Genomic DNA, 25,292 nt, shown 5'->3' on the forward strand with positions numbered 1-25,292 from the left:
GGGGCTGGTTGTGCTCGTTGCTCCAACGTTTATGCTCGTATCGGGTCGATTCCGTTGTTTATTCACGTTGCGTTGCGGTTTGCTCTCGGTGTGGGGCTGGTTGTGCTCGTTGCTCCAACGCTTATGCTCGTATTGGGTCGATTCCGTTGTTTATTCCCGTTGTGTTGAGGTTTGCTCCCGGTGCGGGGGTGGTTGTGCTCGTTGCGCCATTCGTTATTCCCGTTTCGGGACCGCACCATTTTTTATTCTCGTTGCGTTAAGGTTTGCTCCCGGTGCGCGGTTGGTTGTGCTCGTTGCCCCAGCCGTTATTCCCGTATCGAGTCGAAACCGTTCTTTCTTACCGTTACGCGACATGTTTAGAAGATGATACCAGAAAACAGAAAATGGGCGTCCAAGGACTTTCTTGGACGCCCATCTAATCGTTTATAGTTTTCCTTCTTTTAACTTACCATGCCATTCAAGCAAGCTGCTAATTGAATTTTCATCAATTGCCCCTTTTTCTTTTGACACTTCGATTAATGCTTCAAAATTTGTTAAGCTTTCGTATGTTAAGTTTTCAGCTTTGAAAGCAACATCTGCTTTCTTTAATTCATATGTAAAGATTGATACAATCCCTGTAACTTCGATATCTTCAGAGCGAAGTGCCGTTGCAGCATTTAAACTACTGCCACCGGTTGAAACTAAATCTTCGACAATAATTGCTTTATCGCCGCTATTGATTTCCCCTTCAATTTGACGACTTCTTCCGTGTCCTTTAGCTGATGACCGAACGTAAACCATCGGCAAACCAAGAATATCCGCTACCCACGCAGCATGTGGGATTCCAGCTGTTGCTGTCCCGGCGATGACTGTTGTCTCCGGGTAATTCGTACGGATCAAATTCGCGAGTCCTTCAGCGATTTGTTTGCGTCCTACTGGGTCAGACATCGTTAGTCGGTTATCACAATAAATTGGGGATTCAATACCGGATGCCCAAGTAAATGGTTCGTTGGGATTGATTTCAACGGCACCCACATTCAATAGAATTTCTGCAATTTCCTTTTTCACCATTTATTTCAGTCCTTCCCACTGTGAAGTAATTAATTCGTAAGCTTCGTATGGATCTTGTGCTCCTGTAATTGCACGGCCAACTACGATATGAGTCGAGCCAGAAAGTCGTGCTTCTTCTGGTGTTGCAATTCTTACTTGGTCATTTTTTGCATTATCTGCAAGTCGAATTCCAGGTGTCACTTTAAAAAATTCTGCTCCACAACTTTGTGAAATGGCAGATGCTTCTAGGACAGAACATACAACGCCGTCAAGTCCTGCCTGCTGTGTCAATCGTGCATAATGTAAAACCGAATTTTCTAAAGAAGTATCTATTAATTGCTCTTCTCGAACTTGGCGCTCATCCGTTGAAGTCAATTGGGTTACCCCGATGATAGATGGGCGTCGTAGTCCCGCTCTTGTACCTTTATCGAGACCTTCTAGTGCCGCCTCCATCATTATTTTGCCACCGGCGGCATGTACATTGACAAGGTCAACACCAAATCCAGCCAGCACTTCCATCGCTGATTTCACCGTATTCGGAATATCATGGAGTTTTAAATCAAGAAAAACGCCATAGCCTTTTTCTTTTAACTTCAGGGCGATTGCAGGACCTTCTTTATAATAAAGTTGCATGCCTACCTTCACATTTACACTTTGATCAAATGGTTGTAAAAATGTAAATGCCTCATCTGCCGAATGAAAATCAAGTGCAATTATCGGTGATTTCTTCAAAATCGCTGGCTCCTTCCTACTAATTCAGAAATGTGATTGATCCCAAGCTCGTCTAATTTCGCTGGTAATTCTTCAATAATTGTCGGGCAAATAAAAGGATTTACAAAGTTCGCTGTTCCTACTGCAACTGCACTTGCACCTGCAGAGAGAAAGTCGATGACATCCTGGGTATTTGTTACTCCACCCATACCGATAATTGGAATATTGACGACCTGGCTAACTTCATGCACCATTTTTATCGCAACAGGTTTAATGGCAGGTCCTGATAAGCCGCCAGTTTTGTTCGCGATTATCGGTTTTCCTGTTTTTTCATCGAGTCGCATGCCAAGAAGCGTATTGATCATTGTAATCCCATCGGCACCACCTTCTTCGACGGCGATGGCAATTTCTTTTATATCTGTGACGTTAGGTGATAATTTTACGTAAACTGGAACCTGTGAGACTGCTTTCACCGCGGCTGTTAATTCTTTCGCGATTTTCGGATCAGTTCCAAATGTAATCCCGCCTTCTTTGACGTTGGGACAAGAAATGTTTAATTCAAGTGCATGAACATTTGGTGCAGTGGAAATCATTTTTGCAACTTCCACATAATCAGCGGTTTCTGTTCCTGCGACGTTCGCGATGATTGGAACATCAAACTGTTTTAACCATGGAAGTTCACCTTCCATCACGCCTTGTAATCCCGGATTTTGAAGTCCGATTGCATTAAGCATGCCAGAAGAAGTTTCCGCAACACGCGGTGTGGGATTTCCAAGTCTCGTTTCAAGCGTTGTCGCTTTAATCATAATTGCTCCTAAGATTGATAAATCATAGAGCTTCCCGTACTCTTTTCCAAACCCAAAACAACCGGATGCTGGCATAATCGGGTTTTTCAACTGTAATCCAGGTAAATCTACTGAAAGTCTATTCATATTGCCACCACCCCTGCTGGAAATACCGGACCATCGGAGCAAACTTTAATATAATTCTTCTCCGAGCCTTCTGTTGTTTCACAAACACATGCAAAGCATGCGCCAACGCCACAACCCATTCGTTGTTCGAATGAAAGAAACCCTTTTTTACCTTCGTACATTTTTTCAACAGCGTTTAACATTGGCATTGGCCCGCAACTGTAATAAGTAGAAAAATCAGTTCCTAACTCTTCCATAACATTTGTCACAAACCCTTGTGTTCCAGCCGTGCCGTCAACGGTTACAATATGCGTTTCACCGAGTGCAGCGAACGCTTCATTGTAAAAAACGACATCTTCAGATTGAAAACCGAGCACGTGGACACAAGTTACCCCTTTTGCTGTTAATTGTTTTGATAGTTCATAGAGTGGTGGTACGCCTATACCACCGCCTATTAGAAAGGCTGTTTCACCAGCCTTTGTTTCTTCAATTGGAAAACCATTTCCTAATGGACCTAAAACATCGACGATATCGCCTTCCCGTTTAGTGGCAAGAGCTTTCGTTCCTTGCCCCTCTGCACGGTATATGATTGTAAATTCATTTGCCTCTTCATTAATCGAAGCAATTGAAATGGGTCTTCTTAGTAACATTTCGTAAGAGTCACTAACACGAATATGAACAAATTGACCTGGCGACGTAATTTCATGAACAAGTTTTCCTGATAGCGTCATCTCAAAAATATTTTTTGCGATTTCTTTTTGAGATTTCACAATCATTTTGTCTTGGATGATCATACGCGCACCTCATGCTTTACCATTTCTTCAGTTTGGAATGTCATCGATTCGATCACATGAAGCAATGCATTCGCGGTGTCTAATGATGTGAAACATGGAATTCCATTCTCGACTGTTTGTCTGCGAATACGGAACCCATCTCGTTCAGGCTGCTTTCCTTTTGTTAGTGTATTAATAACGAGTTGAGCTTCTCCTTCTTGAATGACATCAAGAAGTGTCGGACCTTCCGAACCAATCTTATCGACCATTTCAACTCGAATTCCCGCATCCTTTATTACTTTTGCTGTTCCAGCCGTTGCCAGAAGTCGATAACCGATATTCGTAAACCGTTTAGCGATCCCCACAATTTCTTCTTTATCTTTGTCAGATACTGTCATTAGCACAGATCCATATTCTTTTATTTCCATTCCAGATGCTATGAGCCCTTTATATAATGCTTTTTCGAGTGTTACATCTTTCCCCATTACCTCACCTGTAGACTTCATTTCAGGTCCAAGTGTGATATCAACCCGACCAAGTTTTTCAAATGAAAATACTGGAACTTTTACATATACACCTTCAGGCGCTACCGCAAGCCCTACCGGATATCCTTGCTCGATTATTGTCTGTCCAAGAATAGCCTTCGTCGCAATATTTGCCATCGGGATATTTGTAATTTTACTTAGGAACGGAACAGTTCGGCTTGATCGTGGATTCACTTCAATTACATATACTTCATCTTTAGAAATGACGTACTGGATATTAAGAAGTCCAATAATATTTAATCCTTGTGCAAGCCTCGTTGTATAATCTTTAATTGTCTCTACATGTTTGTTCGATAAGTTTTGCGGTGGGAAGACAGCAATTGAATCTCCAGAGTGAACCCCAGCACGTTCAATATGTTCCATAATTCCTGGAATGAGCACGTTTTGTCCATCGCTAATTGCATCTACTTCAATTTCAGTTCCAGTTAAATATCGATCGATTAAAACGGGCTGATCTGGACTTGCAACAACCGCATGTTCCATATAATAAATCAGTTCCTCTTCGACATAAACGATTTCCATCGCACGGCCACCGAGTACATAAGAAGGTCTGACTAAGACGGGATATCCGATTTCATTAGCAATTGCAACGGCTTCTGGAACGTTGACTGCAGTTTTTCCGAGTGGCTGCGGTACGTTAATATCACGGAGTGCACGTTCGAATTTATTTCGATTTTCTGCACGGTCTGTGTCTTCGAGTGATGTGCCCAAAATTTTAACGCCACGTGCTTCAAGCCCTTCTGCAAGATTGATTGCAGTTTGTCCACCGAATTGTACGATGACCCCTTCTGGTTGTTCAAGGTCTACTATACTCATAACGTCTTCCAACGTTAGCGGTTCGAAATAGAGTTTATCTGATATTGAGAAATCAGTTGAAACTGTTTCTGGATTATTATTGATAATGATCGCTTCATAGCCAGATTCTTGGATTGCCCAAACAGAGTGGACAGTTGCATAATCAAATTCGACCCCTTGACCAATTCGTATCGGCCCAGAACCAAGTACGATGACACTTTTCTTATCTGTTCGAGTGGATTCATTCTCATCTTCGTAGGTTCCGTAAAAATACGGCGTGTCCGACTCATATTCTCCGGCGCATGTATCAACTTTTTTATAAACCGGAACAATCCCGAGTTCTTTACGTAAGTTATATAGTTCGATTTCTTTTGTATTCCATAGTTTCGCAAGCGCAACATCTGAAAAGCCCATACGCTTGGCTTCATATAGCGTTTCTTGATCGAAAGGATTTGCTGCAACAACGTCTTCATACTTAATAATGTTTTCGAATTTACGTAAGAAGAATTTATCAATCATACTCCACTCATGTAGTGTCTCTACTGTAACCCCTCTACGCATTGCTTCCCCGATGAAAAACAGTCTTTCATCACCAGCTCGGCGAATTCTTTTTTCAATCCACTCATCTGTCATTGTCGAACCATCTTTTAAAGATAAATCGAATTGACCAATTTCTAGGGAACGAACGGCTTTCAAGATTGACTCTTCAAATGTCCGACCAATGGCCATTACTTCGCCAGTTGCTTTCATCTGTGTGCCCAAGTTTCGTTTTGCTGATTCAAACTTATCAAAAGGCCAACGTGGAATTTTCGTCACCACATAATCAAGTGATGGTTCAAAACAAGCATAAGTTGTACCTGTTACTGGGTTCATCATTTCGTCCAGCGTCAAACCAACTGCAATTTTCGCTGCTAATTTTGCGATTGGGTAGCCTGTCGCTTTGGAAGCAAGTGCAGATGAACGACTGACACGTGGATTGACCTCGATAATATAGTAGTTAAAACTATGAGGATCCAATGCAAGTTGAACGTTACAGCCACCTTCAATCCCTAATTCGCGAATGATTTTCAAGGATACATTTCGCAACATTTGATTTTCACGATCTGTCAGTGTTTGGCAAGGTGCAGTTACGATAGAATCACCAGTATGGATACCAACAGCATCAATATTTTCCATATTACAAACGACGATCGCATTATCTGCAGAGTCACGCATTACTTCATATTCAATTTCCTTGTAGCCGGCAATTGACATTTCTAGAAGACATTGTGTAACCGGACTTGCTTTCAGACCATTTGCAACAATTTCTATTAACTCTTTATCGTTTTCACAAATCCCACCACCTGTTCCACCTAGTGTGAAAGCAGGTCGAACAATGACTGGATAACCAACTCTATTTACGAATGCAAATGCTTCATCTAGATTGTGGATAATATCACTTTCAGGAACAGGTTCCCCGAGTTCATTCATCAGCGTTCGAAATAGATCACGGTCTTCCGCCTGGTGAATGGCATCTAGTTTTGTGCCGAGAATTTCGATATTTAGCTCATCTAATATTCCTGAGTTATGTAGTTCGATTGCCATATTCAGGCCTGTTTGACCACCCATTGTTGCTAATAGCGCATCCGGACGTTCTTTTCGAATGATTCGACTGACGAATTCAAGCGTGATTGGCTCAATATATACTTTGTCAGCAATTTCTGTGTCTGTCATGATTGTTGCAGGGTTGGAGTTGATCAAAATAACTCGGTACCCTTCTTCTTTTAACGACAGGCAAGCTTGTGTGCCTGCATAGTCAAATTCAGCAGCCTGGCCAATAACAATTGGTCCAGAACCGATTACTAAAATTGTTTCGATATCATTACGTTTAGGCATTGGATTGCTCCTTTCGGTTGTTCGTTTTCATTAGTTTAGTAAAACGATCAAATACATGATTGGCATCTTCCGGTCCAGGTGAAGCTTCAGGATAAAATTGGACTGAAAAAGCTTTATGGTCTGTACCTTCTAAGCCCTCTATCGAATCATCGTTAAGACCTCTATGGGTTACGTGAAGGCCCGTACCTTCCAGTGATGACTCATCTACCGCATAACCGTGGTTTTGTGCTGTAAGTTCTGTACGACCCGTTTGTAAGTCTTTCACTGGATAATTACTACCGCTATGGCTGTTTTTTAATTTTATAATGCTTGCGCCAGTTGAAAGGGCGAGTAATTGATGACCCAGTCCAATTCCGAAGATGGGTGCTTCTCCAAGTAATTCTTTAATCGTATCGACTGCACCTTCCACGTCTTCTGGATTTCCCGGACCATTCGTTAGTACAATACCATCTGGATACAAAGACTGAATTTCCACTGCAGTTGAATTGTATGGAACAACAATCACGTCACAGTCGCGCTTGTTCAATTCTCTTAAAATACCGTGCTTCATGCCATAATCGATGACGACAACACGTTCACCTCGACCAGGACTAGGATAAGGGCGCTTTGTAGAGACTCTAGCCACTAGGTTTGTCGGGAGTTGATAAGCTTTTACACGCTCAATTTCTTTAGCCGTGTCGATTTCTTCATCAGCTGCTGTAAGAAGTCCTTTTAATGGCCCTTTTTCACGGAGAATACGTGTTAATTTTCTTGTATCAATGCCTTGTATTCCAGGAATACCTTTCATTGTTAGCAACTCACCCAATGACATATCACTTCTGAAGTTCGAAGGTTCTTCTGTAAGTTCACGAATGATGAGCCCGTTCATTGCAGGTTCGATCGATTCGAAGTCGTCGCGGTTTATCCCGTAGTTTCCGATTAGTGGATACGTCATAACAATCATTTGACCGCAATTAGATGGATTTGAAATCGCTTCTTGATATCCAGTCATTCCTGTAGTGAAAACTGTCTCTCCAATTGAAGCTTCATCTGAACCAAATGCTTTTCCAATAAAAGTGGTGCCGTCTTCCAAAATCAGCATTCTTTTTTTCATAGCTTTCCATCCTCCCAAACGATATTTCCTTCAAATATTGTTTTCACAGGCCATCCAGCGCATACCCAGCCATCAAATGGTGTGTTCTTTCCTTTTGAGACGAAAGTTTCTCTGTCAATTTCTTGTTCTTTATTTAAATCGATTAAAACAAGGTCTGCAGTTGAACCAACTTCAAGTCTGCCGTACGGCAAGTCAAAGATTTCAGCAGGTTTTTTTGTCATCCAATCTACTAATTGTTGTAGTGTCCAAGTCCCTTTTTTAACAAAGTTTGTATAGAGAAGGGGAAATGCTGTTTCCAATCCAGTAATTCCGAAAGGTGCTGTTTTTGTCCCAGCTGCTTTTTCTTCTGCTGTATGCGGTGCATGATCCGTCGCAATTACGTCGAGTGTACCGTCTAGTAACCCTTCACGAAGTGCTTGCAAATCATCTTCCCCGCGCAGTGGTGGGTTCATTTTCCAGTCTGCATCGTCCCCTGGAATATCATTTTCTGATAAAAGAAGATGGTGAGGACTCACTTCAGCTGTTACATGAATTCCTGCATTTTTTGCGTCGCGAATGACTCGGACAGATTCTTTCGTGCTTACGTGGCAAACATGATAATGTGCACCCGCAGCTTCTGCGAGTAAAACGTCACGTGCAATATGTACAGATTCAGCAATAGATGGAATTCCGGGAAGACCCAGTTCTTTATTTCGGTTTCCTTCATGTAGTGCCCCACCGTAAATGAGTGTGTTGTCTTCACAATGGGCAACAATTGCCATGCCGATTTTCGCCGCGTCTTGCATCGCTTCATACATCATACCCGCTTCTTGGACGCCTACACCGTCATCTGTAAATGCGAATGCACCATGTTCTTTTAATTCGGCTAGATTTGTTCGTTCTTTTCCAGCCTCACGGATCGTGATGGATGCATATGGGAGAACGCGTATGAGTGCATTTTCTTCTATTAATTTATTAACATGTGTCAAGTTTTCTATCGTATCTGGCACTGGTCTTGTATTTGGCATTGGACAGATTGTTGTATAGCCGCCTTTTGCCGCTGCAAGCGTTCCACTTTTAATCGTTTCTTTATGTTCCCCGCCCGGTTCACGTAAATGGACATGAACATCTACAAATCCCGGTGAAAGGAAAAGACCTTTTCCGTCAATGATTTGTGAATTCCTGACTTCTAGTTGCTCGCCGATTTCCGAGACTTTTTCACCTGTGATTCTTACATCTCGCGTGATTAGTTCCCCGTCAGCATTTAGTAGTTGTACTTCTTGAATTAGTTTTCCCATGTTAATTCCTCCCATTTAGAATCAATTCTAGTACTGCCATTCGAATATATACACCATTTTCCATTTGCTTGAAAATCCTTGATTTTGGACATTCTATTAAATCTCCATCTATTTCAACACCACGATTGAATGGTGCTGGATGCATAATAATTGCATTTTCTTTCATTTTTCTTGCGCGTTCGATTGTGAGCCCGTATTGATGATGATAACTTTCTTTTGTAAATGTTGATTTTCCATCATGTCGTTCATGTTGTACACGAAGAAGCATAATGACATCGCTTGTTAATAGTTTATCATTCCATTCGTGAACGGCTTCAAATTCACCAGCCCACTCAGCGGGGCAAAGGAAAGTTACATTCGCACCTAGTCTGATTAACGCGTCTGCATTCGATTTAGCAACACGGCTATGGGTAATATCGCCTGCAATGACGATGTTCAATCCTTCGAATGAACCGAACTCTTCACGGATGGTATACAAATCAAGGAGTGACTGTGTTGGATGTTGACCGGCCCCATCTCCACCATTAATGATAGAAATGTTTGTCTTGCCCAGTAGCTGTTCGTAATACCCAACCTCTGGATGTCGAATGACAAGGGCATCGATACCAATTGACTCTAGTGTTTTTACTGTATCGTAAAGCGTTTCACCTTTAACCGTACTGGAAAATCCTGATTCAAACGGAACAACATCAATGCCAAGCTTTCGTTCTGCAACTTCAAAACTAGTTTTTGTCCGTGTGCTTGGTTCGAAAAATAAATTGGAAACTGTGTATTTTCTAGGTAATTCACGTGCGCCGTATTCTTCAAAGTTTTGGGCCCGATCGAGAATTGCTAGTATTTCAGTTTCACTTAATTGTTTCATTGACACTAAATCATTCATTGGGCTGATCCTCCTTGTACCACTTTACTCAGTTTCGTCTGTTAACTTTTCCTCAGTTTTCCCGGGCAATACTAAGTTTAGTAAAACACCGACGATTGCTGCAAGGGCCATTCCTTCAATTTCGAAGGTCTCACTGAATTTAATTGTTGCGCCTCCAATTCCAATCACTAGAATGACAGATGAGATAACTAAATTGCGTTGGTTCCCAAAGTCGATTTTATGATCTACGAGCATGCGAAGTCCAGATGAAGCGATAATTCCGAATAACAGGATGGATATTCCGCCGAGAACTGCTGCTGGAATCGTGGCAATCATTGCCATGACTTTCCCTAAGAATGAGAACAAAATCGCGAAAACTGCTGCGCCTATAATGACGTAAATGCTGTATACGCGTGTTAACGCAAGAACACCAATATTTTCACCATATGTTGTTTTCGGTGGACCACCGATCAATCCACTTATCAATGTACCAAGACCGTCTCCGAGCAAAGAGCGGTTCAACCCTGGATTTTCTATGTAATTTCGATCTACGATTCGACCAAGAACGAGTTGATGCCCGATATGCTCAGAAATCGTAACGATGGCGATTGGCACCATGATAAAGAGAAGCGTTGGAGTTACTACAAATGAATAATCAATACCAGGGATGAGCATTTCAGGAATCTCAAACCATTTTGCTTCCAGTACTTTTGAAAAGTCCAAAATTCCTATAGCCGCCGAGTAGATATAGCCCACTACGATACCAATTAGGATAGGCATCAGGCTTATTATGCCTTTAAAAAACATAATACAGATGACGGCTGAAGCTAATGTTACAATCGCTGCAGAAAAGTGGAGCAAGTTGTAAACCGCTTCCCCATCCACGTCAATCGTGCTTGCCATTCCTACTGCTGTAGGGGCTAGCGCGAGTCCAATGACCATAATAACGGGTCCCACCACGATTGGCGGTAATAATTTCATGATCCACTTATACCCTGTTTTCCAAATTAATAGCGAGACAATCGCATAGACAAGAGCGACAAACATGCTCCCGATCATTGCACTTCCGATCCCGCCACTCGCTGTGGCTACTTGAATCGGTATAATAAAGGCGAATGAAGAACCTAAATAAGCGGGAACTTGAAAACGTGTAACCAATATGAACACAATTGTCGCGATTCCACTCGTTAATAGTGCAATCGCCGGGCTCAATCCGACAAGTTGCGGAACAAGAATTGTTGCTCCGAACATTGCAAACATATGCTGTAAGCTGAGTGTCAGCCATTTACCTGACGTTGGTTTTTCATGTACATCTAATACCTTGTCGCTCATTCATAATTCCCCCATACAGTTTCTTTATTTTTTTGAATGAATTGTGACACTATCTTCATCATCAGTTTCGTGCAAATTCACAACAACCCGTTCTATATTTGATGTCGGAATGTTTTTTCCAACAAAATCCGGTCGAATTGGTAATTCACGATGACCCCGGTCGACTAGCACCGCTAATTGAATTTGTGACGGTCTACCTAAATCCATTACTGCATCCATCGCAGCCCGAACTGTTCGTCCTGTATAAAGTACATCGTCGACAAGAACGACTTTTCGTTCATTGACATCATGCGCAATGTCAACTTGATGTACACGAGGCTCACTATCAGCATGTTTTGTTTGCAAATCATCACGGTAGAGTGTGATATCAAGTTCACCCGCTCGAATCTTCTTGCCTTCAATTTGTTCTATTTTTTTAGCGAGTCGGTCTGCAAGATACGCACCTCTTGTCTTGATACCAACCAGAATACAATCATCAATGCCCTTATTTTTTTCAATAATTTCGTGTGCAATTCTCGTCAAAGCCCGTCCAATTGCTTGTTCATCGAGAATATTTGCTTTTTCTGTCATTTGGCTTCCTCCTTGTTAATGAGATAAAAACAAAAAACCTCCCTGCCAGTTAAGGCGGGAGGGTAGACTTGCAGAAAAAATGTACAGCAAAATGCGCGCAGCAATGCCGCTGTACTTTCCGTGCAACCTTCCCAGCCTCTCTGGACTGATTTTAAAGGTATCGCTATTTGATTGCTTTTTAGTAGTATACTTTTACTTTTCTAAAATGTCAACGTTATTACGAATGTTTTCAACCAACTTTTGAAAATCTGCTGGTGGCTCTATCGTATACTCCAGATATTCTTCAGTGATTGGATGTTTGAAACCCAGTGTTCCCGCATGAAGTACTTGACCGCCAAAATCGATTGTTTCTGCTTGACCATACTTTGGATCCCCGACTAGTGGATGGCCAATATATTTCATATGGACACGAATTTGATGCGTTCTACCTGTTTCCAAAGTACATTCAACAAGTGTATATTCGCCGAAGCGTTCAAGTACTTTAAAGTGAGTGATTGCATCTTTCCCTTTATCCGTCACAGTCATGCTCTGTCTATCGCGGCTATCACGTCCGATTGGCGCATCGATTGTCCCGTTATCATGTGGAATATGCCCATGGACGAGCGCTGTGTAGACTCTTTTCACGGATTTTGCAACGAGTTGATTAACTAACGAAATATGTGCTTTATCATTTTTTGCCACCATTAATAATCCTGACGTGTCTTTATCAGTACGATGGACAATACCTGGGCGTAGTATGCCGTTTATCCCGGACAAATCCTTGCAATGAAACATTAGCCCATTTACAAGTGTGCCACTCGCATGTGACTTTGCAGGATGCACGACCATTCCGCGCGGTTTATTGACAACGAGAACATCCGTGTCTTCATAAACAATATCTAACCCCAAATCCTCAGCTGTGATATCAAGTTCCTCAGGTTCGGGTTCATCAACAGTTAGCAAATCACCAGTCTTTACACGATAATTAGGTTTAACTATTTTCTTATTAACTAAAATATCTCCCTCTTTTATCCATTGTTGGATTTGAGTTCGAGATAAATCTGGTCGGCTCGTTGACAATACTTTGTCAATACGGCTACCTTCGTCTTCTTCTGTTATTTCGATTCGAATAATTTCCATTTACGACACCTTTTTCTTGTTCTTTTTTTCATCCAGTAAAATATGAATGATGAGTATCGCTACGCCGATTGACAATGCGGCATCAGCGACATTAAATATTGGGAAATCGTAATTGATCAACGGGATTAAAACAGAGACAAAATCAACAACCTCTCCTCTAAATAGACGGTCGATAAAATTACCAATTGCGCCTCCGAGAAGTAACATTAAACTAATGCTAAAAAGTTTATGTCCACGTGCTTCTTTATGAAAGTAGTAAATAATTCCTGCAACAACCACTACTGTTACAATGTAAAATAACCACATTTGTCCTTCTAACATTCCCCAAGCAGCGCCTTTGTTTCGATGTGAATAAAGTCCGAAATATGGTTCAATAATTGTAATTCTTTCGCCCAATTGCATATTTTTTACAACGAGCCATTTTGTTACTTGATCGGCTACTATAATAACAACCGCCAATGCATAATAAATAAGCAAGACCGACAACTCCTGTCAACAGATTCACTTTTAATATTACCACAAAAAAAGAAACAGTTGCAGCAATCGTCATAGAAAGACTGCCACAACTGTCCATTGATAATTCAAGTACTTATGAATAATAGTTTTTGACTACTTCGGCACAACGCGTACAGATTTCTGGATGTGCTTCATCCTCACCGACTGTTTCAGAAATTGTCCAGCAACGATCACATTTTTCACCGTCTGCTTGTTCCACGAGCACACTTACCATATCTAGTTTAAGTGCGTTTTCGGGAATAGCCGATGCGTCACCTTCGACGAATTTAGATACGATGAAGAATTGCGCGTAATCGATATCGTCTGCTTTAAAAATATCATTTAATGTTTCTGGAACGAAAATGGTCACTTTTGCCTCTAGTGACTTTCCGATGCCTTTGTCGTTTCGTGCAACTTCAAGCGCTTTTAGCACATCGTCTCGAACGAGCATTAATGTTGCGAAACGTGCTTTCAATTCTGCAACTTTCTCGCCAAGGTCCTGTACTTCTGGCATATCTGTCAGTTGTACACTTTCTTCTTCTACATGTTCCAGATGTGACCACATTTCGTCTGCTGTATGCGGAAGGATTGGTGCTAATAATTTTACTAATGCAAGCAATGATTCATACATCACTGTCTGCATGGAGCGGCGATGTAAATGTTCTTTGTTTTCAATATAAACAACGTCTTTTGCAATATCCAAATAGAATGAGCTTAGAATACCCGTACAGAAATTATTCACAGCATGATAAACACTCGCAAATTCATAGTCTTCATATGCTCCGCGAACTTCTTTGATCAAATCTTGAAGCTCTACATAGACATATTGATCAACCGGACGTAAATCCTCAAATGCGACGCTGTCCGTATTCGGGTTGAAATCTGACGTATTTCCGTGAATAAAACGGAATGTGTTACGAATTTTTCTATATACTTCTCCAACTTGTTTAAAGTTTGAATCCGAAACGCGAACATCTGCAGTATAGTCCACAGAAGCAACCCATAGGCGAAGAATTTCAGCACCAAATTGGTTCATTACTTTCGCTGGGACAATGACATTTCCAACAGATTTACTCATCTTACGGCCTTTACCATCAAGTGTAAATCCATGGCTTAATAACCCTTTGTACGGCGCATGACCATTAATGGCTACGCTTGTCGTAAGTGATGAGTTAAACCATCCGCGGTACTGATCCGATCCTTCCAAGTACAAATCTGCAGGATAAGCAAGATTATCTCGCTCTTCTAGAACACCTTGATGGGATGAACCCGAGTCAAACCAAACATCCATAATATCGGTTTCTTTAGTGAATACGCCGTTCGGGCTACCTTCATGCACAAAACCTTCTGGCAGCAGATCTTTCGTATCCCATTCAAACCAAATATTAGAACCATGCTCACGGAATAATTCAGAAACACGTGCAATTGTTTCGTCAGTAATAATCGAATCACCATTCTCCGCGTAAAATACAGGTATAGGTACGCCCCAAACACGCTGGCGTGAAATACACCAGTCTCCACGGTCACGTACCATGTTGTAAAGGCGCGTTTCTCCCCATGATGGTGTAAATTTTGTTTCTTTAATTGCGGTTAACAAATCATCCCTGAATGATTCAATAGAAGCAAACCATTGTGCGGTAGCACGGTAAATAACAGGTTTCTTTGTTCTCCAATCATGCGGATACGAGTGAGTGACAAATGATAGCTTTTTAAGTGCGCCGACTTTATCTAACGCATCTGATACTGCTTTGTTTGCATCATCGTAGAATAACCCTTCAAATCCTGGTGCTTCATCTGTCATTACACCCTTGTCATCGACAGGACATAATGCATCAATGCCATAAGTTCTGGATACATAAAAGTCTTCTTCCCCGTGACCTGGTGCTGTATGAACGCAACCCGTTCCTGCATCGATTGTGACGTGATCCCCTAACATGATGAGGGAATCGCGATCATATATTGGATGCTTCGCGACGATACGATCTAATTTTTCACCTTTTAGTACACGTTCAACGGAGTAGTCTTCCCAACTAAGCTCTTCAGCCACAAATGACAGTAAATCTTCAGCAATCAGAAACTTTTCCTCTCCAACTTTAACAATAATATAATTAAATTCTGGATGGACTGTAATTCCAAGGTTAGCTGGAATCGTCCAAGGAGTTGTTGTCCAGATTAAGAACTGTACATCATTTTCAAGTACGCCACGTCCATCTCTTACTGGAAAACTTACGTAGATTGAAGGTGATCGTTTGTCTTGATATTCGATTTCCGCTTCTGCTAATGCAGATTCACTTGAAGGTGACCAGTAAACTGGGCGTAAGCCTTTATAAATATAACCTTTTCTAGCCATCTCACCAAAAACTTGGATTTGACGTGCTTCAAATTCAGGTTTCAATGTAATATATGGATTATCCCAATCACCACGCACACCAATTCTTTTAAATTGAGTACGTTGATTGTTGATTTGATTATATGCGTATTCTTCACACATTTTACGGAACTCTGCAATTGAATGTTCCTCGCGCTTCACACCCGTATTAACGAGTGCTTGCTCAATAGGGAGTCCGTGTGTATCCCAGCCGGGAACATACGGCGCGTTAAAGCCTGTCATTGATTTATGACGAACAATCATGTCCTTTAGAACTTTGTTAAGTGCGTGCCCCATGTGTAAATCGCCATTCGCGTACGGTGGCCCATCATGCAAGAGAAAAAACGGTCGATCTTTTGTGCGTTCTTGCACCTTCCCATAAATATCCATCTCTTCCCATTTCGCTTGCATTTCCGGCTCTTTGTTCGGCAAATTCCCGCGCATTGGAAACTTCGTATTCGGCATCAATAATGTATCTTTGTAATCCATTAAAAATCCTCCTTATAAAATAAAGTGAAACTTCAATCCGTGGGGGTTTTCTTCATCCCCCACGGATTGTTAGTTGAACCAATCGGGCTTTTACGGGCAGTTGACTCCCACCCATCTTCTTTTCGTATTACTTTAGTCTTGGGCCGGGAGTCTAACTGCCCGTTAATGCGGGATAAAATAAAAAAACCCCGTCCCTAAAAAAAGGGACGAGGACTACTCGCGATACCACCCTACTTGCAACAAAAAATGTTGCCACTCAGCTACCATAACGGAGGCATAACCGGGAATGCATACTTAAGTTCCGCATTCCAGCTCAAGAGTGATGTTCATTTCCAGATTGTCTTCCAGGCTCACACCGTCCCTGAATCGCTTTAATGACTTCAGAAAGTTTTAACATAAACCTTCTACCTCGGAAATTACTATCTCTTTCAACGCTTGTCAGTTTTATAAAATTTAACTTACGATAATGTTAATATATGCACATAATTGTTTTATTACAATGTATGCACATAATTATAATTGCGAATAGAAAATGAGTCAAGCTTAATAACCTTTACTTATTCTTCAGCAACTTTATGAAACTTTTCTGCATCTACTTCATATTCGAGCAATTCATCCCAATCATTTGCTTGGACTAAATCTAATTGTGCTTCAATAAGCATTTTGAATCGATTCCTAAATACTTTAGATTGTTTTTTCAAATCTTCAATTTCGACGGCAATTTTTTGTGCACGTGAAAGTGCTTCGTTGACAATACGATCTGCATTTTTTTCCGCTTCTTTAATAATCAACTTTGCTTCCTTCATTGAGTTACGTCTAACATCTTCAGCAGCTTCTTGTGCTGTCAGAATCGACTTTTGAAGCGTCGTTTCAATCGTGTTGAAATGCGTAACTTGCTCTGTTGACTGTTTCAAATTGCTTTCTAAATCTTTCTTTTCTTCTAGTACATTTTCATAATCTTTTAATATCTGTTCTAAAAATTCATTCACTTCATCCTCATCATACCCACGAAATGAACGTCCAAATTCTTTGTTATGTATATCAAGCGGTGATAATGCCATATGTCGTATCCTCCTATTACCTTAGTAAATATCATTATACATATAATCGATCAAGATGACATCAATTATCAGTATTTTCACATACATAAATCATGATTTATTCAAGATGACCTGTAAGTAGTCTAACTTTATCTTTTCGAGTTCGTCCTTCAATCGCAATGATTTTAAATCGTCCTGAACCGCGAATGGATAATATATCTGATTCATACAGTTCCATTGAAGGATCGTTTTGCTTCGTCCAGTTGACCCTTACCTTTTCGCTGCGAATTAACGTAGAAGCTTTTTGTCGTGAAAATTTCAATAACGATGCAACTACAGTGTCCAGTCGCATTGAACTGACGATTTCGAGCGATTCAATCCATGCATCATGGGTTATAATTAGCTCTTCTTTGTCTTCTACCTCCATAACGGATACTTTGGCTTTTCCGATTGCAGTGAAATTAGCGGTGATATAGTCTTTCATTTCAGAGACCAGCGCAAATTGCACTTCATCGCCTGAAAGTTGGATATCTCCAAACTTAGCACGCTCAATGCCAAGTGACATCAACGACCCTAGCACATCTTTATGTTCTAATGTTAAAAACTTTGATGCATATTTCACGCGAAAGATTGTTACTTCAAAATCACTTGGTTCCGGAGCATAATAATTAGGGAACAATAAGCCCCTCATTCTTTCACTATTTGGATACACACCATAAGAATCGAATTGGATATCCGTACCCCCAATAAGTGATTCAATAATAAAACGCTCCCTAGGATCTAGAAAGTCAGTTAACTTTGGCGCATATGAATTTTCCACCTCACGCACCCATCCCATTGCCATTTCAATGAAAGGCTGTTCATCTTTTCTAAAATGCTGCATGATTAGTTCCATGGTTATTACTCCTCATCTGCACCGTCTGAATTATCTCGAAAAAATTAATTTTCTTAAAAAAACCTCACGACAGTGAGGATTTAGCTATTTACACGATTGCCCTAAGAATCATAGTAAATACCGTCGTTATACCGCTAGAAATAAAACGTAAAGCAAAGATCGCCACAATTGGTGAAATATCAATCATTCCTAATGGTGGAATAAACTTTCGGAAAAATGATAAATAAGGTTCAACAATTTTTCCTATGAATTGTCCAAATCGATTTTCACGCATCGAAGGTACCCAAGACATTAAAATATAAATAATGAGTAAAAAACTGTATATCGTAATTCCACGCATTAATAAATCATGTAATATTACTATAAATTGAGCCATTATTATTCGTACACCTCATCTAGTTTCTATTGTTCAAAGTAATCGGATATTGCTCCGTCAACTTCAACATTATCTGGAACACAGAGAAATATGTCTGTCCCAATACGCTGAATATCTCCGCCAAGTGCATAAACCGTACCACTTAGGAAATCAATTATACGTACACCTTGATCTCGCTCAATGCGTTGCAAATTTACGACGACAGCTTTTTTATTTTTTAAGTGTTCCGAGATATCTTGCGCTTCTGCATAAACGCGCGGTTCAATAAGAATGACTTTCGACGTCTGCTGAATACTTTGCAAACTAACTACTCTAGCAGACTGCTGCTCATTTTTCACGGGCTGTGTTGTACGTGATTTAGTTCTTTTCGGGGTTTCGATTGGACGTTTTTCTTCTTGTTTTCGTTGAGGTTCAGTTTTTGCTTCCTCATATTCTTCATCAAGATAAAACCAATTTTGCAATTTGTTTTTAAGACTCATCTAAACTCCCTCGCTTTCTGCTCCGACTAGTGCAGTTCCAATACGTACGAATGTTGCTCCTTCTTCAATTGCAATTGAATAATCATTCGACATGCCCATAGATAGTTCTGTACAAGGCGCATGTTGCATATTTTTTTCCGCTAATCGATCACGCAGAACTCTCATCTCGCTAAAGACCGAACGGATTACCTCTTCATCCTCAGTATTGGGTGCCATGGTCATTAACCCGACAATGCGAATCTTATCAAAAGAGGCAAGTTCCATTATAAAACTGTGTAAATCAGCAGGTTGAATCCCAGATTTAGATTCTTCTCCTGAAACATTTACTTGTACAAAACAATCTATTGTTTGAGTGGCACGTTTTTGAATTTCCTTTGCAATGCTGATTCTACTCAGTGAGTGTAAGTAACTAATATTCTCAACAATTTCACGGACTTTCCTGCTTTGGATATTTCCGATAAAATGCCATTTAATGTCTGAGCTTTGCATATGTGCCTGTTTTTGAACCAGTCCTTCAGCGCGATTTTCTCCAAGATGGATCATTCCATCCTGAACGACTTCCACCGCTCTTTGGACTGAAACGCTTTTCGTTACTGCCACGACTGTTACTTCAGAGACATCTCTATCGACTTTTGCACATGCTGCTTTTATATTTCCTTGTATTTCCTGTATACGACTTTGAAGATTGCCCATTCTAATCACTACTTTTCATATATCTTTCTTTTCATTGTAACAAGCAAAGGTTCACTTTTCAATGAAATATCATTCTTTTCCACCTTTCTTACCAACGAGGACAATATCTTTCCCGATAATTGTTATATCTTGCAAACGGATTTTCTGCACATTTTTCTGTTTTGAATCAAAAAACAGGCTTCTTTCTCCTATGTTAACGTGTAAAGATTCTACTTTACCATTTTCTACATCTATCGTTGCATCTTGAACATATCCAAGAAAAGAACCTTTTGTAGCATCAATCACTTCTTTTTTTTGAATTTCCGAAAATCGCATGTCAACACCCCTTTTTAGAATATATGCAGGCGGCGATGAAAATAACGCAATGCATTGTCTGCATTGCGTTAAAAAAATAATCATATTCTATTTTCGTTAATGATCCTGTTCCATACCTTCTCTAATTGTCTGTATTGCACCTTTTTCTAATCGCGAAATTTGAGCTTGAGAAATGCCAAGTTCTTTTGCAATTTCAGTCTGTGTTTGACCGAGATAAAATCTTTTTGAAAGAATATTTTTTTGTCGCTCATTCATTGATGATACCGTCTCTTTTACTGATACATAAGTCAGCCATCTTTCTTCTGTTACAGTTTTGTCTTGAAGTTGATCCATCAAGAAGACGGGATCACCTTCTCCTCCTTTCATGGGTTCATGGAGAGACATAGGGTCTTGAATTGCGTCTAGTGCATAAAGAATTTCATCTGCCGGAATACCAGTGGCTTCTTCTAAATCAGTAAGTCTTGGTTCTTGTTGCTTTTCATTTATAAATTCTTCTCTTGCCCGCATTGCTTGATAGGCGATATCTCGAAGCGATCTCGATACACGTATCGCATGATGATCACGTAAATGCCTTTTGATTTCGCCGATTATCATTGGAACAGCGTACGTTGAAAACCGAACATTATGTTTCAAATCAAAGTTATCGATTGATTTTAATAATCCAATACAACCTACTTGAAACAGATCATCCGCCTGTTCTCCTCGGTAAATGAACCTTTGAACAAGGCTTAGCACTAAACGTAAATTTCCAATCACAAGCTCTTCCCGAGCAGATTCATCACCACTTTGCAATCGGACAAAAGTTTCTGTCATTACCTCATTTGATAGTAACGGCAATTCAGATGTATCGATTCCACATATTTCAACTCGTGTACGTGCCATTCGCTTTTCCTCCACATTCTGTAGATGACTGTACGAAATAGTCTATCCGCAGATAGGCGAAATATGCGAAAATCAATCCCTCCAATTTCAACCATTATGCAATGGGATGATTTAACATTTCACGTAATTCTGAAATAATCTTTTTTTCAAGGCGTGAAATATATGACTGAGAAATACCAAGCATTTCTGCTACTTCTTTTTGGGTCATTTCAACATTTCCAGTTAACCCAAAGCGGCAGGCCATAATATAACGTTCTCTGTCATCCAGCGTTCTGACTGCTTCAATCATATGCTGGCGCTCGATTTTACGCTCCACGTTATCAATAATGATTGTGGCCTCTGTTCCTAGAATGTCAGACAATAACAGCTCATTGCCATCTGCATCAGAATTTAGTGGTTCATCAAAAGAGATTTCTGATTTCGTTCGATTTGTTTTTCGAAGGTGCATTAAAATTTCATTTTCAATGCATCTTGAAGCATATGTCGCTAATTTAATATTTTTGTCCGGCTTGAACGTTTCAATTGCTTTTATAAGTCCAATTGCCCCAATACTAATTAGATCTTCGATATGTGTATTGGTATTATCAAATCTCCGTGCAATGTAAACGACCAGACGTAAATTCTTTTCTATTAATGTATCCCGTGCGTCCATATCGCCATCCATAAATGCTTGAATGGTTACAGCTTCCTCTTCTCTTGTCAGAGGTTTCGGAAGCGCCCCATGCCCTCCAATATAATACGTACCATTTTTCTTCTTAAAAAATGATGCGATAATCGATAACCATTTCTTTGCTTCATGTAGCATGAACAGGTCCCCTTTCTTCGATTATTGTTTCCATAGCAGAAATGTGTAGAATTGCGCCGGCGCCATTTGGATAACGTTGATCTTCTTTTGTTAGTACAATATAGCCTCGTTCGAGTTCATTTCCTCCTTTGATTGTCCATTTTTCAAATTTAATGCCAACTGCCCATGAATGTCCTTGTACAGTTTGTAGTTTAATCAAACGAATGTTTTTCAAATATGCATCGGGAAACTGCGTTAAATTGGTGGGTCCCTGGGGATCCCAAGATAATAGTGCTGTTTTTAAATCGATTGGGATGAACTCTTCTAACAAACGAAATGAAACAAAATGAACAGGTGCACCTGACAATGGTTCGGTACAACTATTTCCCGAGTCGACGTAGACGGTTAGTTGAATTTTTTCATTCCACATAGAAAGTATCGAATCGGCAGTCAATGTTGATACACGACGTAAAGTTCGAACATCAAGCCATTTCTTTTTCATTAAATATAGGGATATATAGGCGATTGCTGCATAAAGCAAAATAGAGACGCTCCCATTAGACGGGGTTAATCTTGGTTGAAGGACTGTCAGCAATCCTCCAGCAACAACGGCTCCAATCAACACCATTACTGCCGAGTTTTTCCATTGTTCCTGTCTGGTACCGAAAGCGAAGATCGTCATACAGATAAATGAAACGACTATAGCTATCATGGAGGCTGGAAAAAAAGTAACTGGAATTGCGCCTATCAAGCTAGCCGTAATCAGACGCCAATTTGTCACTTTTGCATTCACAACCTTATTCGCAAATGAGAGAATTACAAAGTTAAACAACATATTGAGTCCGATAATTAGCTCTCCATACATAGGACGCCCTCCCTATGATTAACATTAGCATGCATGTCTTGAAATGTTTGTCGGAATGAGTGATGAAATAAAAAAAAGATTCGACAAAGAATTATGGAATGTCCCTGGACACCGTAAAAAAATTGTTGAAACAAAAAAAGACTTTCTAGTATGTTGAAAATCTACTAGAAAGTCTTTTTGTTTATTTACGACGTTGTCTGTTACGTAAAAATGTTGGAATATCTAAGCCATCATCGGCATGATTAGTTTGTTGTTGTCGAGTTGGTTCAGGTTCAGGTTGTTGAAATTGCTCCTGCTCTTCCCGACGCTGTTGTGGTCGTGTGCGTTCAGTCTGCTGCTCACGAACTTGCGGGCGACTTGGAATCGATGCACCGAAACCTGAGCTTCTTGTAGGACGAGCTACAACCAATTGTTCTTCCGTAAAACCTGTGGCAATAACTGTTACGATAATTTCGTCTTTCAAATTATCATTTATCACAGAACCGAAAATCATATTCACGTCTTCATCTGATGCAGATGCAACAATATCTGCAGCTTCTTGGACCTCAAAAAGACTCAAATTCGATCCTCCAGTAATATTCATCAGGACACCTTTTGCACCATCAATCGAAGTTTCAAGTAATGGACTAGAGATTGCTTTTTTGGCCGCTTCAGATGCGCGGTTTTCTCCAGTTGATACGCCAATTCCCATTAGAGCTGAACCTTTGTTTGACATAATTGTTTTAACGTCAGCAAAATCGAGGTTAATCAGTCCAGGAACTGCTATTAAATCTGAAATACCTTGTACACCTTGACGTAGCACATTGTCTGCTTCACGGAATGCTTCGAGCATTGGTGTATTTTTATCAACAATTTCAAGCAACTTATCGTTCGGAATCACAATGAGTGTATCCACGGATTCTTTCATCGCCGTAATACCACCAATTGCTTGAGTTTGTCTTTTACGACCTTCAAATGTAAATGGTCTTGTTACAACACCTACTGTTAATGCCCCGAGATCTCTAGCAATTTGAGCGATTACTGGGGCAGCACCTGTACCAGTTCCTCCGCCCATACCAGCAGTTACAAACACCATGTCTGCTCCGCGTAATGCTTCCTCAATTTGTTCTTTACTTTCATCCGCTGCCTTTTTACCAACTTCTGGATTTGCTCCAGCACCAAGACCACGTGTTAGTTTCGTTCCAATTTGTAATTTAACTTCAGCTGATGATAGATTTAGAGCTTGTGCATCAGTGTTCACCGCAATGAACTCGACTCCCTCTACCCCATGCTCAATCATTCGGTTAACCGCGTTATTTCCCCCGCCCCCAACGCCAATCACTTTTATGACTGCCAATGAGTCAACGTTCGTTTCAAATTCTAGCATCGTTTCTCCTCCTTATCCTACTCACAAATTTATCTTTTTTTATCAAACGATTATTCGAAAAAGTTATCGAAAACTTTCTTTGCCCGATTAAATAATCCGGGCTTGTCCCCTTGGTTTCGTTCAGGTTGTCGATTAGGAGTTACCCCAGTTGTTGCAGATGCTTCGACAACCGAAGCGGTAGGAGAATCTGAAGTTGCACCAAAGTACATCTCATGCATATGCGCATATTGAATAAGTCCAACTGCTGTTGTGTACATTGGTTCGCGTACACCTATAAATTCAGGTGTATGAACACGTACTCGTGATTTTAAGATATCTCTAGCTAACTGAAGAATACCATCTAGCTTTGTTATCCCGCCAGTTAAAACGACCCCACCAGGTAAATCATGAATACCTAACTTATATAACTCTTCCAATACGAGTTCAAAAAGTTCTGCTAACCTAACTTCGATTATTTCAGATATGTATCTTTGACTATATTGATCCTTAGAATCAGCGCCGATAACCGGCACCTCAAAAAGTTCATCGTCGGAAGCATCATCATAAAAAGCGTGGCCATATTGATGCTTGATTTTTCGTGCTTGTTCAGTTGGTGTTTTTAATATAATCGATAAATCTTTTGTTATATGATCTCCACCAACAGGAATTATACTTGTAGATATAAATCTATCGTCACCAAAAATTGAGATGGTTGTCGAACCACCACCAATGTCTATAAATGCAGTCCCATGATTTTTCTCATCAGCTGAAAGTGCAAATGTTCCAGCTGCTAATGGTTGTAAAAAGATATCGCGTATTGTTAAACCAGCGCGTTCTACACATCTTAAGATGTTATGGAGTAATGTCTTCGATGTCGTGAATAATGTTCCGTCCATTTCTAAGCGGACACCAATCATCCCTCGCGGATCTGTAATTTCTCCATAATCATCTACTATGAATTGTTTGGGTATAATATTTACAATCTCTCGTTCTGGTGGAACAGACATTACTTGAGCAGATTTCATAACGCGATCTAGATCTTCATCCGTGATTTCTCTGTTGTCTGAACTTACCGCAACGACTCCTTTTACGTCTTGAAGTACAACGCCGTTAGCTGGTATGCCCAGTATTACCTCGTGAATTTGCATACCCGTCATTCGCTCAGCTTGATCTACTGCTTTTTTAATCGATTCGACTGTAGCGTCGATATCAATGATTGTTCCTTTTCTAATTCCGGCTGATTGAACGTTCCCTACTCCAATAACATGTAGAGTCCCGCCATCAACTTCACCAATTAGTACTTTTACTGATGATGATCCTATATCTAATGAAACGTACAATTCTGATTGGTTCAATGACTGGCACCTCCAAATTCAA

The 25,292-nt window shown here is 40.4% G+C and carries 24 protein-coding genes and 1 other annotated feature; all 24 genes read right to left on the reverse strand.

The genetic code is table 11. The features are described from left to right. Positions 1-423: 423 nt before the first annotated feature. The gene (gene pyrE / locus AC25Y1_RS04045) at positions 424-1,050 is read right to left on the reverse strand and encodes an orotate phosphoribosyltransferase (RefSeq protein ID WP_488146662.1); all 627 of its coding nucleotides are present in this window, start codon (positions 1,048-1,050) and stop codon (positions 424-426) included. Further along, positions 1,051-1,761: an orotidine-5'-phosphate decarboxylase gene (pyrF, locus tag AC25Y1_RS04050; RefSeq protein ID WP_488146663.1), complete on the reverse strand. Its 711-nt coding sequence runs from the start codon at positions 1,759-1,761 to the stop codon at positions 1,051-1,053. Continuing rightward, positions 1,758-2,672 (reverse strand): dihydroorotate dehydrogenase, encoded by a 915-nt coding sequence (locus tag AC25Y1_RS04055; RefSeq protein WP_488146664.1) that lies wholly within the window; start codon positions 2,670-2,672, stop codon positions 1,758-1,760. Before AC25Y1_RS04055 ends, pyrF begins: the two co-directional genes overlap by 4 nt. Continuing rightward, the gene (locus AC25Y1_RS04060; RefSeq protein WP_488146665.1) at positions 2,669-3,445 is read right to left on the reverse strand and encodes a dihydroorotate dehydrogenase electron transfer subunit; all 777 of its coding nucleotides are present in this window, start codon (positions 3,443-3,445) and stop codon (positions 2,669-2,671) included. Before AC25Y1_RS04060 ends, AC25Y1_RS04055 begins: the two co-directional genes overlap by 4 nt. After that, positions 3,442-6,639, reverse strand: coding sequence for a carbamoyl-phosphate synthase large subunit (gene carB, locus AC25Y1_RS04065; RefSeq protein WP_488146666.1), 3,198 nt, complete (start codon positions 6,637-6,639; stop codon positions 3,442-3,444). Before carB ends, AC25Y1_RS04060 begins: the two co-directional genes overlap by 4 nt. Then, positions 6,632-7,732: a carbamoyl phosphate synthase small subunit gene (locus AC25Y1_RS04070; RefSeq protein ID WP_488146667.1), complete on the reverse strand. Its 1,101-nt coding sequence runs from the start codon at positions 7,730-7,732 to the stop codon at positions 6,632-6,634. The genes carB and AC25Y1_RS04070 overlap by 8 nt, the downstream gene beginning before the upstream one ends. Next, positions 7,729-9,009: a dihydroorotase gene (locus AC25Y1_RS04075; protein WP_488146668.1), complete on the reverse strand. Its 1,281-nt coding sequence runs from the start codon at positions 9,007-9,009 to the stop codon at positions 7,729-7,731. The genes AC25Y1_RS04070 and AC25Y1_RS04075 overlap by 4 nt, the downstream gene beginning before the upstream one ends. 1 nt (position 9,010) lies before the next feature. Then, positions 9,011-9,889: an aspartate carbamoyltransferase catalytic subunit gene (locus tag AC25Y1_RS04080; protein ID WP_488146669.1), complete on the reverse strand. Its 879-nt coding sequence runs from the start codon at positions 9,887-9,889 to the stop codon at positions 9,011-9,013. Between the two features lie 24 nt (positions 9,890-9,913). Continuing rightward, a complete protein-coding gene (locus tag AC25Y1_RS04085) occupies positions 9,914-11,200 on the reverse strand; it encodes a uracil-xanthine permease family protein (protein WP_488146670.1) in 1,287 nt (428 codons plus the stop codon). Between the two features lie 24 nt (positions 11,201-11,224). Continuing rightward, entirely contained in the window at positions 11,225-11,770 is a 546-nt protein-coding gene (pyrR, locus tag AC25Y1_RS04090) for a bifunctional pyr operon transcriptional regulator/uracil phosphoribosyltransferase PyrR (protein WP_488146671.1), read from the reverse strand. Positions 11,771-11,962: 192 nt separating this feature from the next. Continuing rightward, positions 11,963-12,889: an RluA family pseudouridine synthase gene (locus AC25Y1_RS04095; protein WP_488146672.1), complete on the reverse strand. Its 927-nt coding sequence runs from the start codon at positions 12,887-12,889 to the stop codon at positions 11,963-11,965. Next, complete coding sequence (gene lspA / locus AC25Y1_RS04100) at positions 12,890-13,366, reverse strand: signal peptidase II (protein WP_488146673.1); 477 nt, start codon at positions 13,364-13,366, stop codon at positions 12,890-12,892. A gap of 112 nt (positions 13,367-13,478) precedes the next feature. Beyond that, positions 13,479-16,241: an isoleucine--tRNA ligase gene (gene ileS / locus AC25Y1_RS04105; protein ID WP_488146674.1), complete on the reverse strand. Its 2,763-nt coding sequence runs from the start codon at positions 16,239-16,241 to the stop codon at positions 13,479-13,481. A gap of 199 nt (positions 16,242-16,440) precedes the next feature. Then, positions 16,441-16,682, reverse strand: a binding site (T-box leader). 116 nt (positions 16,683-16,798) lie between these two features. Further along, the gene (locus tag AC25Y1_RS04110; protein ID WP_488146675.1) at positions 16,799-17,302 is read right to left on the reverse strand and encodes a DivIVA domain-containing protein; all 504 of its coding nucleotides are present in this window, start codon (positions 17,300-17,302) and stop codon (positions 16,799-16,801) included. Positions 17,303-17,399: 97 nt separating this feature from the next. Next, a complete protein-coding gene (locus tag AC25Y1_RS04115) occupies positions 17,400-18,176 on the reverse strand; it encodes a YlmH family RNA-binding protein (RefSeq protein WP_488146676.1) in 777 nt (258 codons plus the stop codon). A gap of 88 nt (positions 18,177-18,264) precedes the next feature. After that, the gene (locus tag AC25Y1_RS04120; protein WP_488146677.1) at positions 18,265-18,552 is read right to left on the reverse strand and encodes a YggT family protein; all 288 of its coding nucleotides are present in this window, start codon (positions 18,550-18,552) and stop codon (positions 18,265-18,267) included. 26 nt (positions 18,553-18,578) lie between these two features. Continuing rightward, positions 18,579-19,031, reverse strand: a complete 453-nt coding sequence (locus tag AC25Y1_RS04125) for a cell division protein SepF (RefSeq protein ID WP_488146678.1) — start codon at positions 19,029-19,031, stop codon at positions 18,579-18,581. After that, the gene (locus AC25Y1_RS04130) at positions 19,032-19,724 is read right to left on the reverse strand and encodes a YggS family pyridoxal phosphate-dependent enzyme (RefSeq protein ID WP_488146679.1); all 693 of its coding nucleotides are present in this window, start codon (positions 19,722-19,724) and stop codon (positions 19,032-19,034) included. It abuts the gene before it with no gap. Between the two features lie 69 nt (positions 19,725-19,793). After that, positions 19,794-20,039 carry a PRC-barrel domain-containing protein gene (locus tag AC25Y1_RS04135; RefSeq protein WP_488146680.1) on the reverse strand — a complete coding sequence of 82 codons (246 nt, stop codon included), beginning with the start codon at positions 20,037-20,039 and terminating at the stop codon, positions 19,794-19,796. A 96-nt stretch (positions 20,040-20,135) separates the two neighbouring features. Continuing rightward, the gene (sigG, locus tag AC25Y1_RS04140; protein WP_488146681.1) at positions 20,136-20,921 is read right to left on the reverse strand and encodes an RNA polymerase sporulation sigma factor SigG; all 786 of its coding nucleotides are present in this window, start codon (positions 20,919-20,921) and stop codon (positions 20,136-20,138) included. Between the two features lie 94 nt (positions 20,922-21,015). After that, positions 21,016-21,726 carry an RNA polymerase sporulation sigma factor SigE gene (gene sigE / locus AC25Y1_RS04145; protein ID WP_488146682.1) on the reverse strand — a complete coding sequence of 237 codons (711 nt, stop codon included), beginning with the start codon at positions 21,724-21,726 and terminating at the stop codon, positions 21,016-21,018. Continuing rightward, a complete protein-coding gene (locus AC25Y1_RS04150; RefSeq protein ID WP_488146683.1) occupies positions 21,716-22,570 on the reverse strand; it encodes a sigma-E processing peptidase SpoIIGA in 855 nt (284 codons plus the stop codon). Before AC25Y1_RS04150 ends, sigE begins: the two co-directional genes overlap by 11 nt. Before the next feature lie 181 nt (positions 22,571-22,751). After that, positions 22,752-23,936 (reverse strand): cell division protein FtsZ, encoded by a 1,185-nt coding sequence (gene ftsZ / locus AC25Y1_RS04155; RefSeq protein WP_488146684.1) that lies wholly within the window; start codon positions 23,934-23,936, stop codon positions 22,752-22,754. 50 nt (positions 23,937-23,986) lie between these two features. After that, positions 23,987-25,270, reverse strand: a complete 1,284-nt coding sequence (ftsA, locus tag AC25Y1_RS04160) for a cell division protein FtsA (protein WP_488146685.1) — start codon at positions 25,268-25,270, stop codon at positions 23,987-23,989. Positions 25,271-25,292: the final 22 nt, after the last annotated feature.

It is taken from the genome of Sporosarcina sp. Y1009, assembly GCF_057669865.1.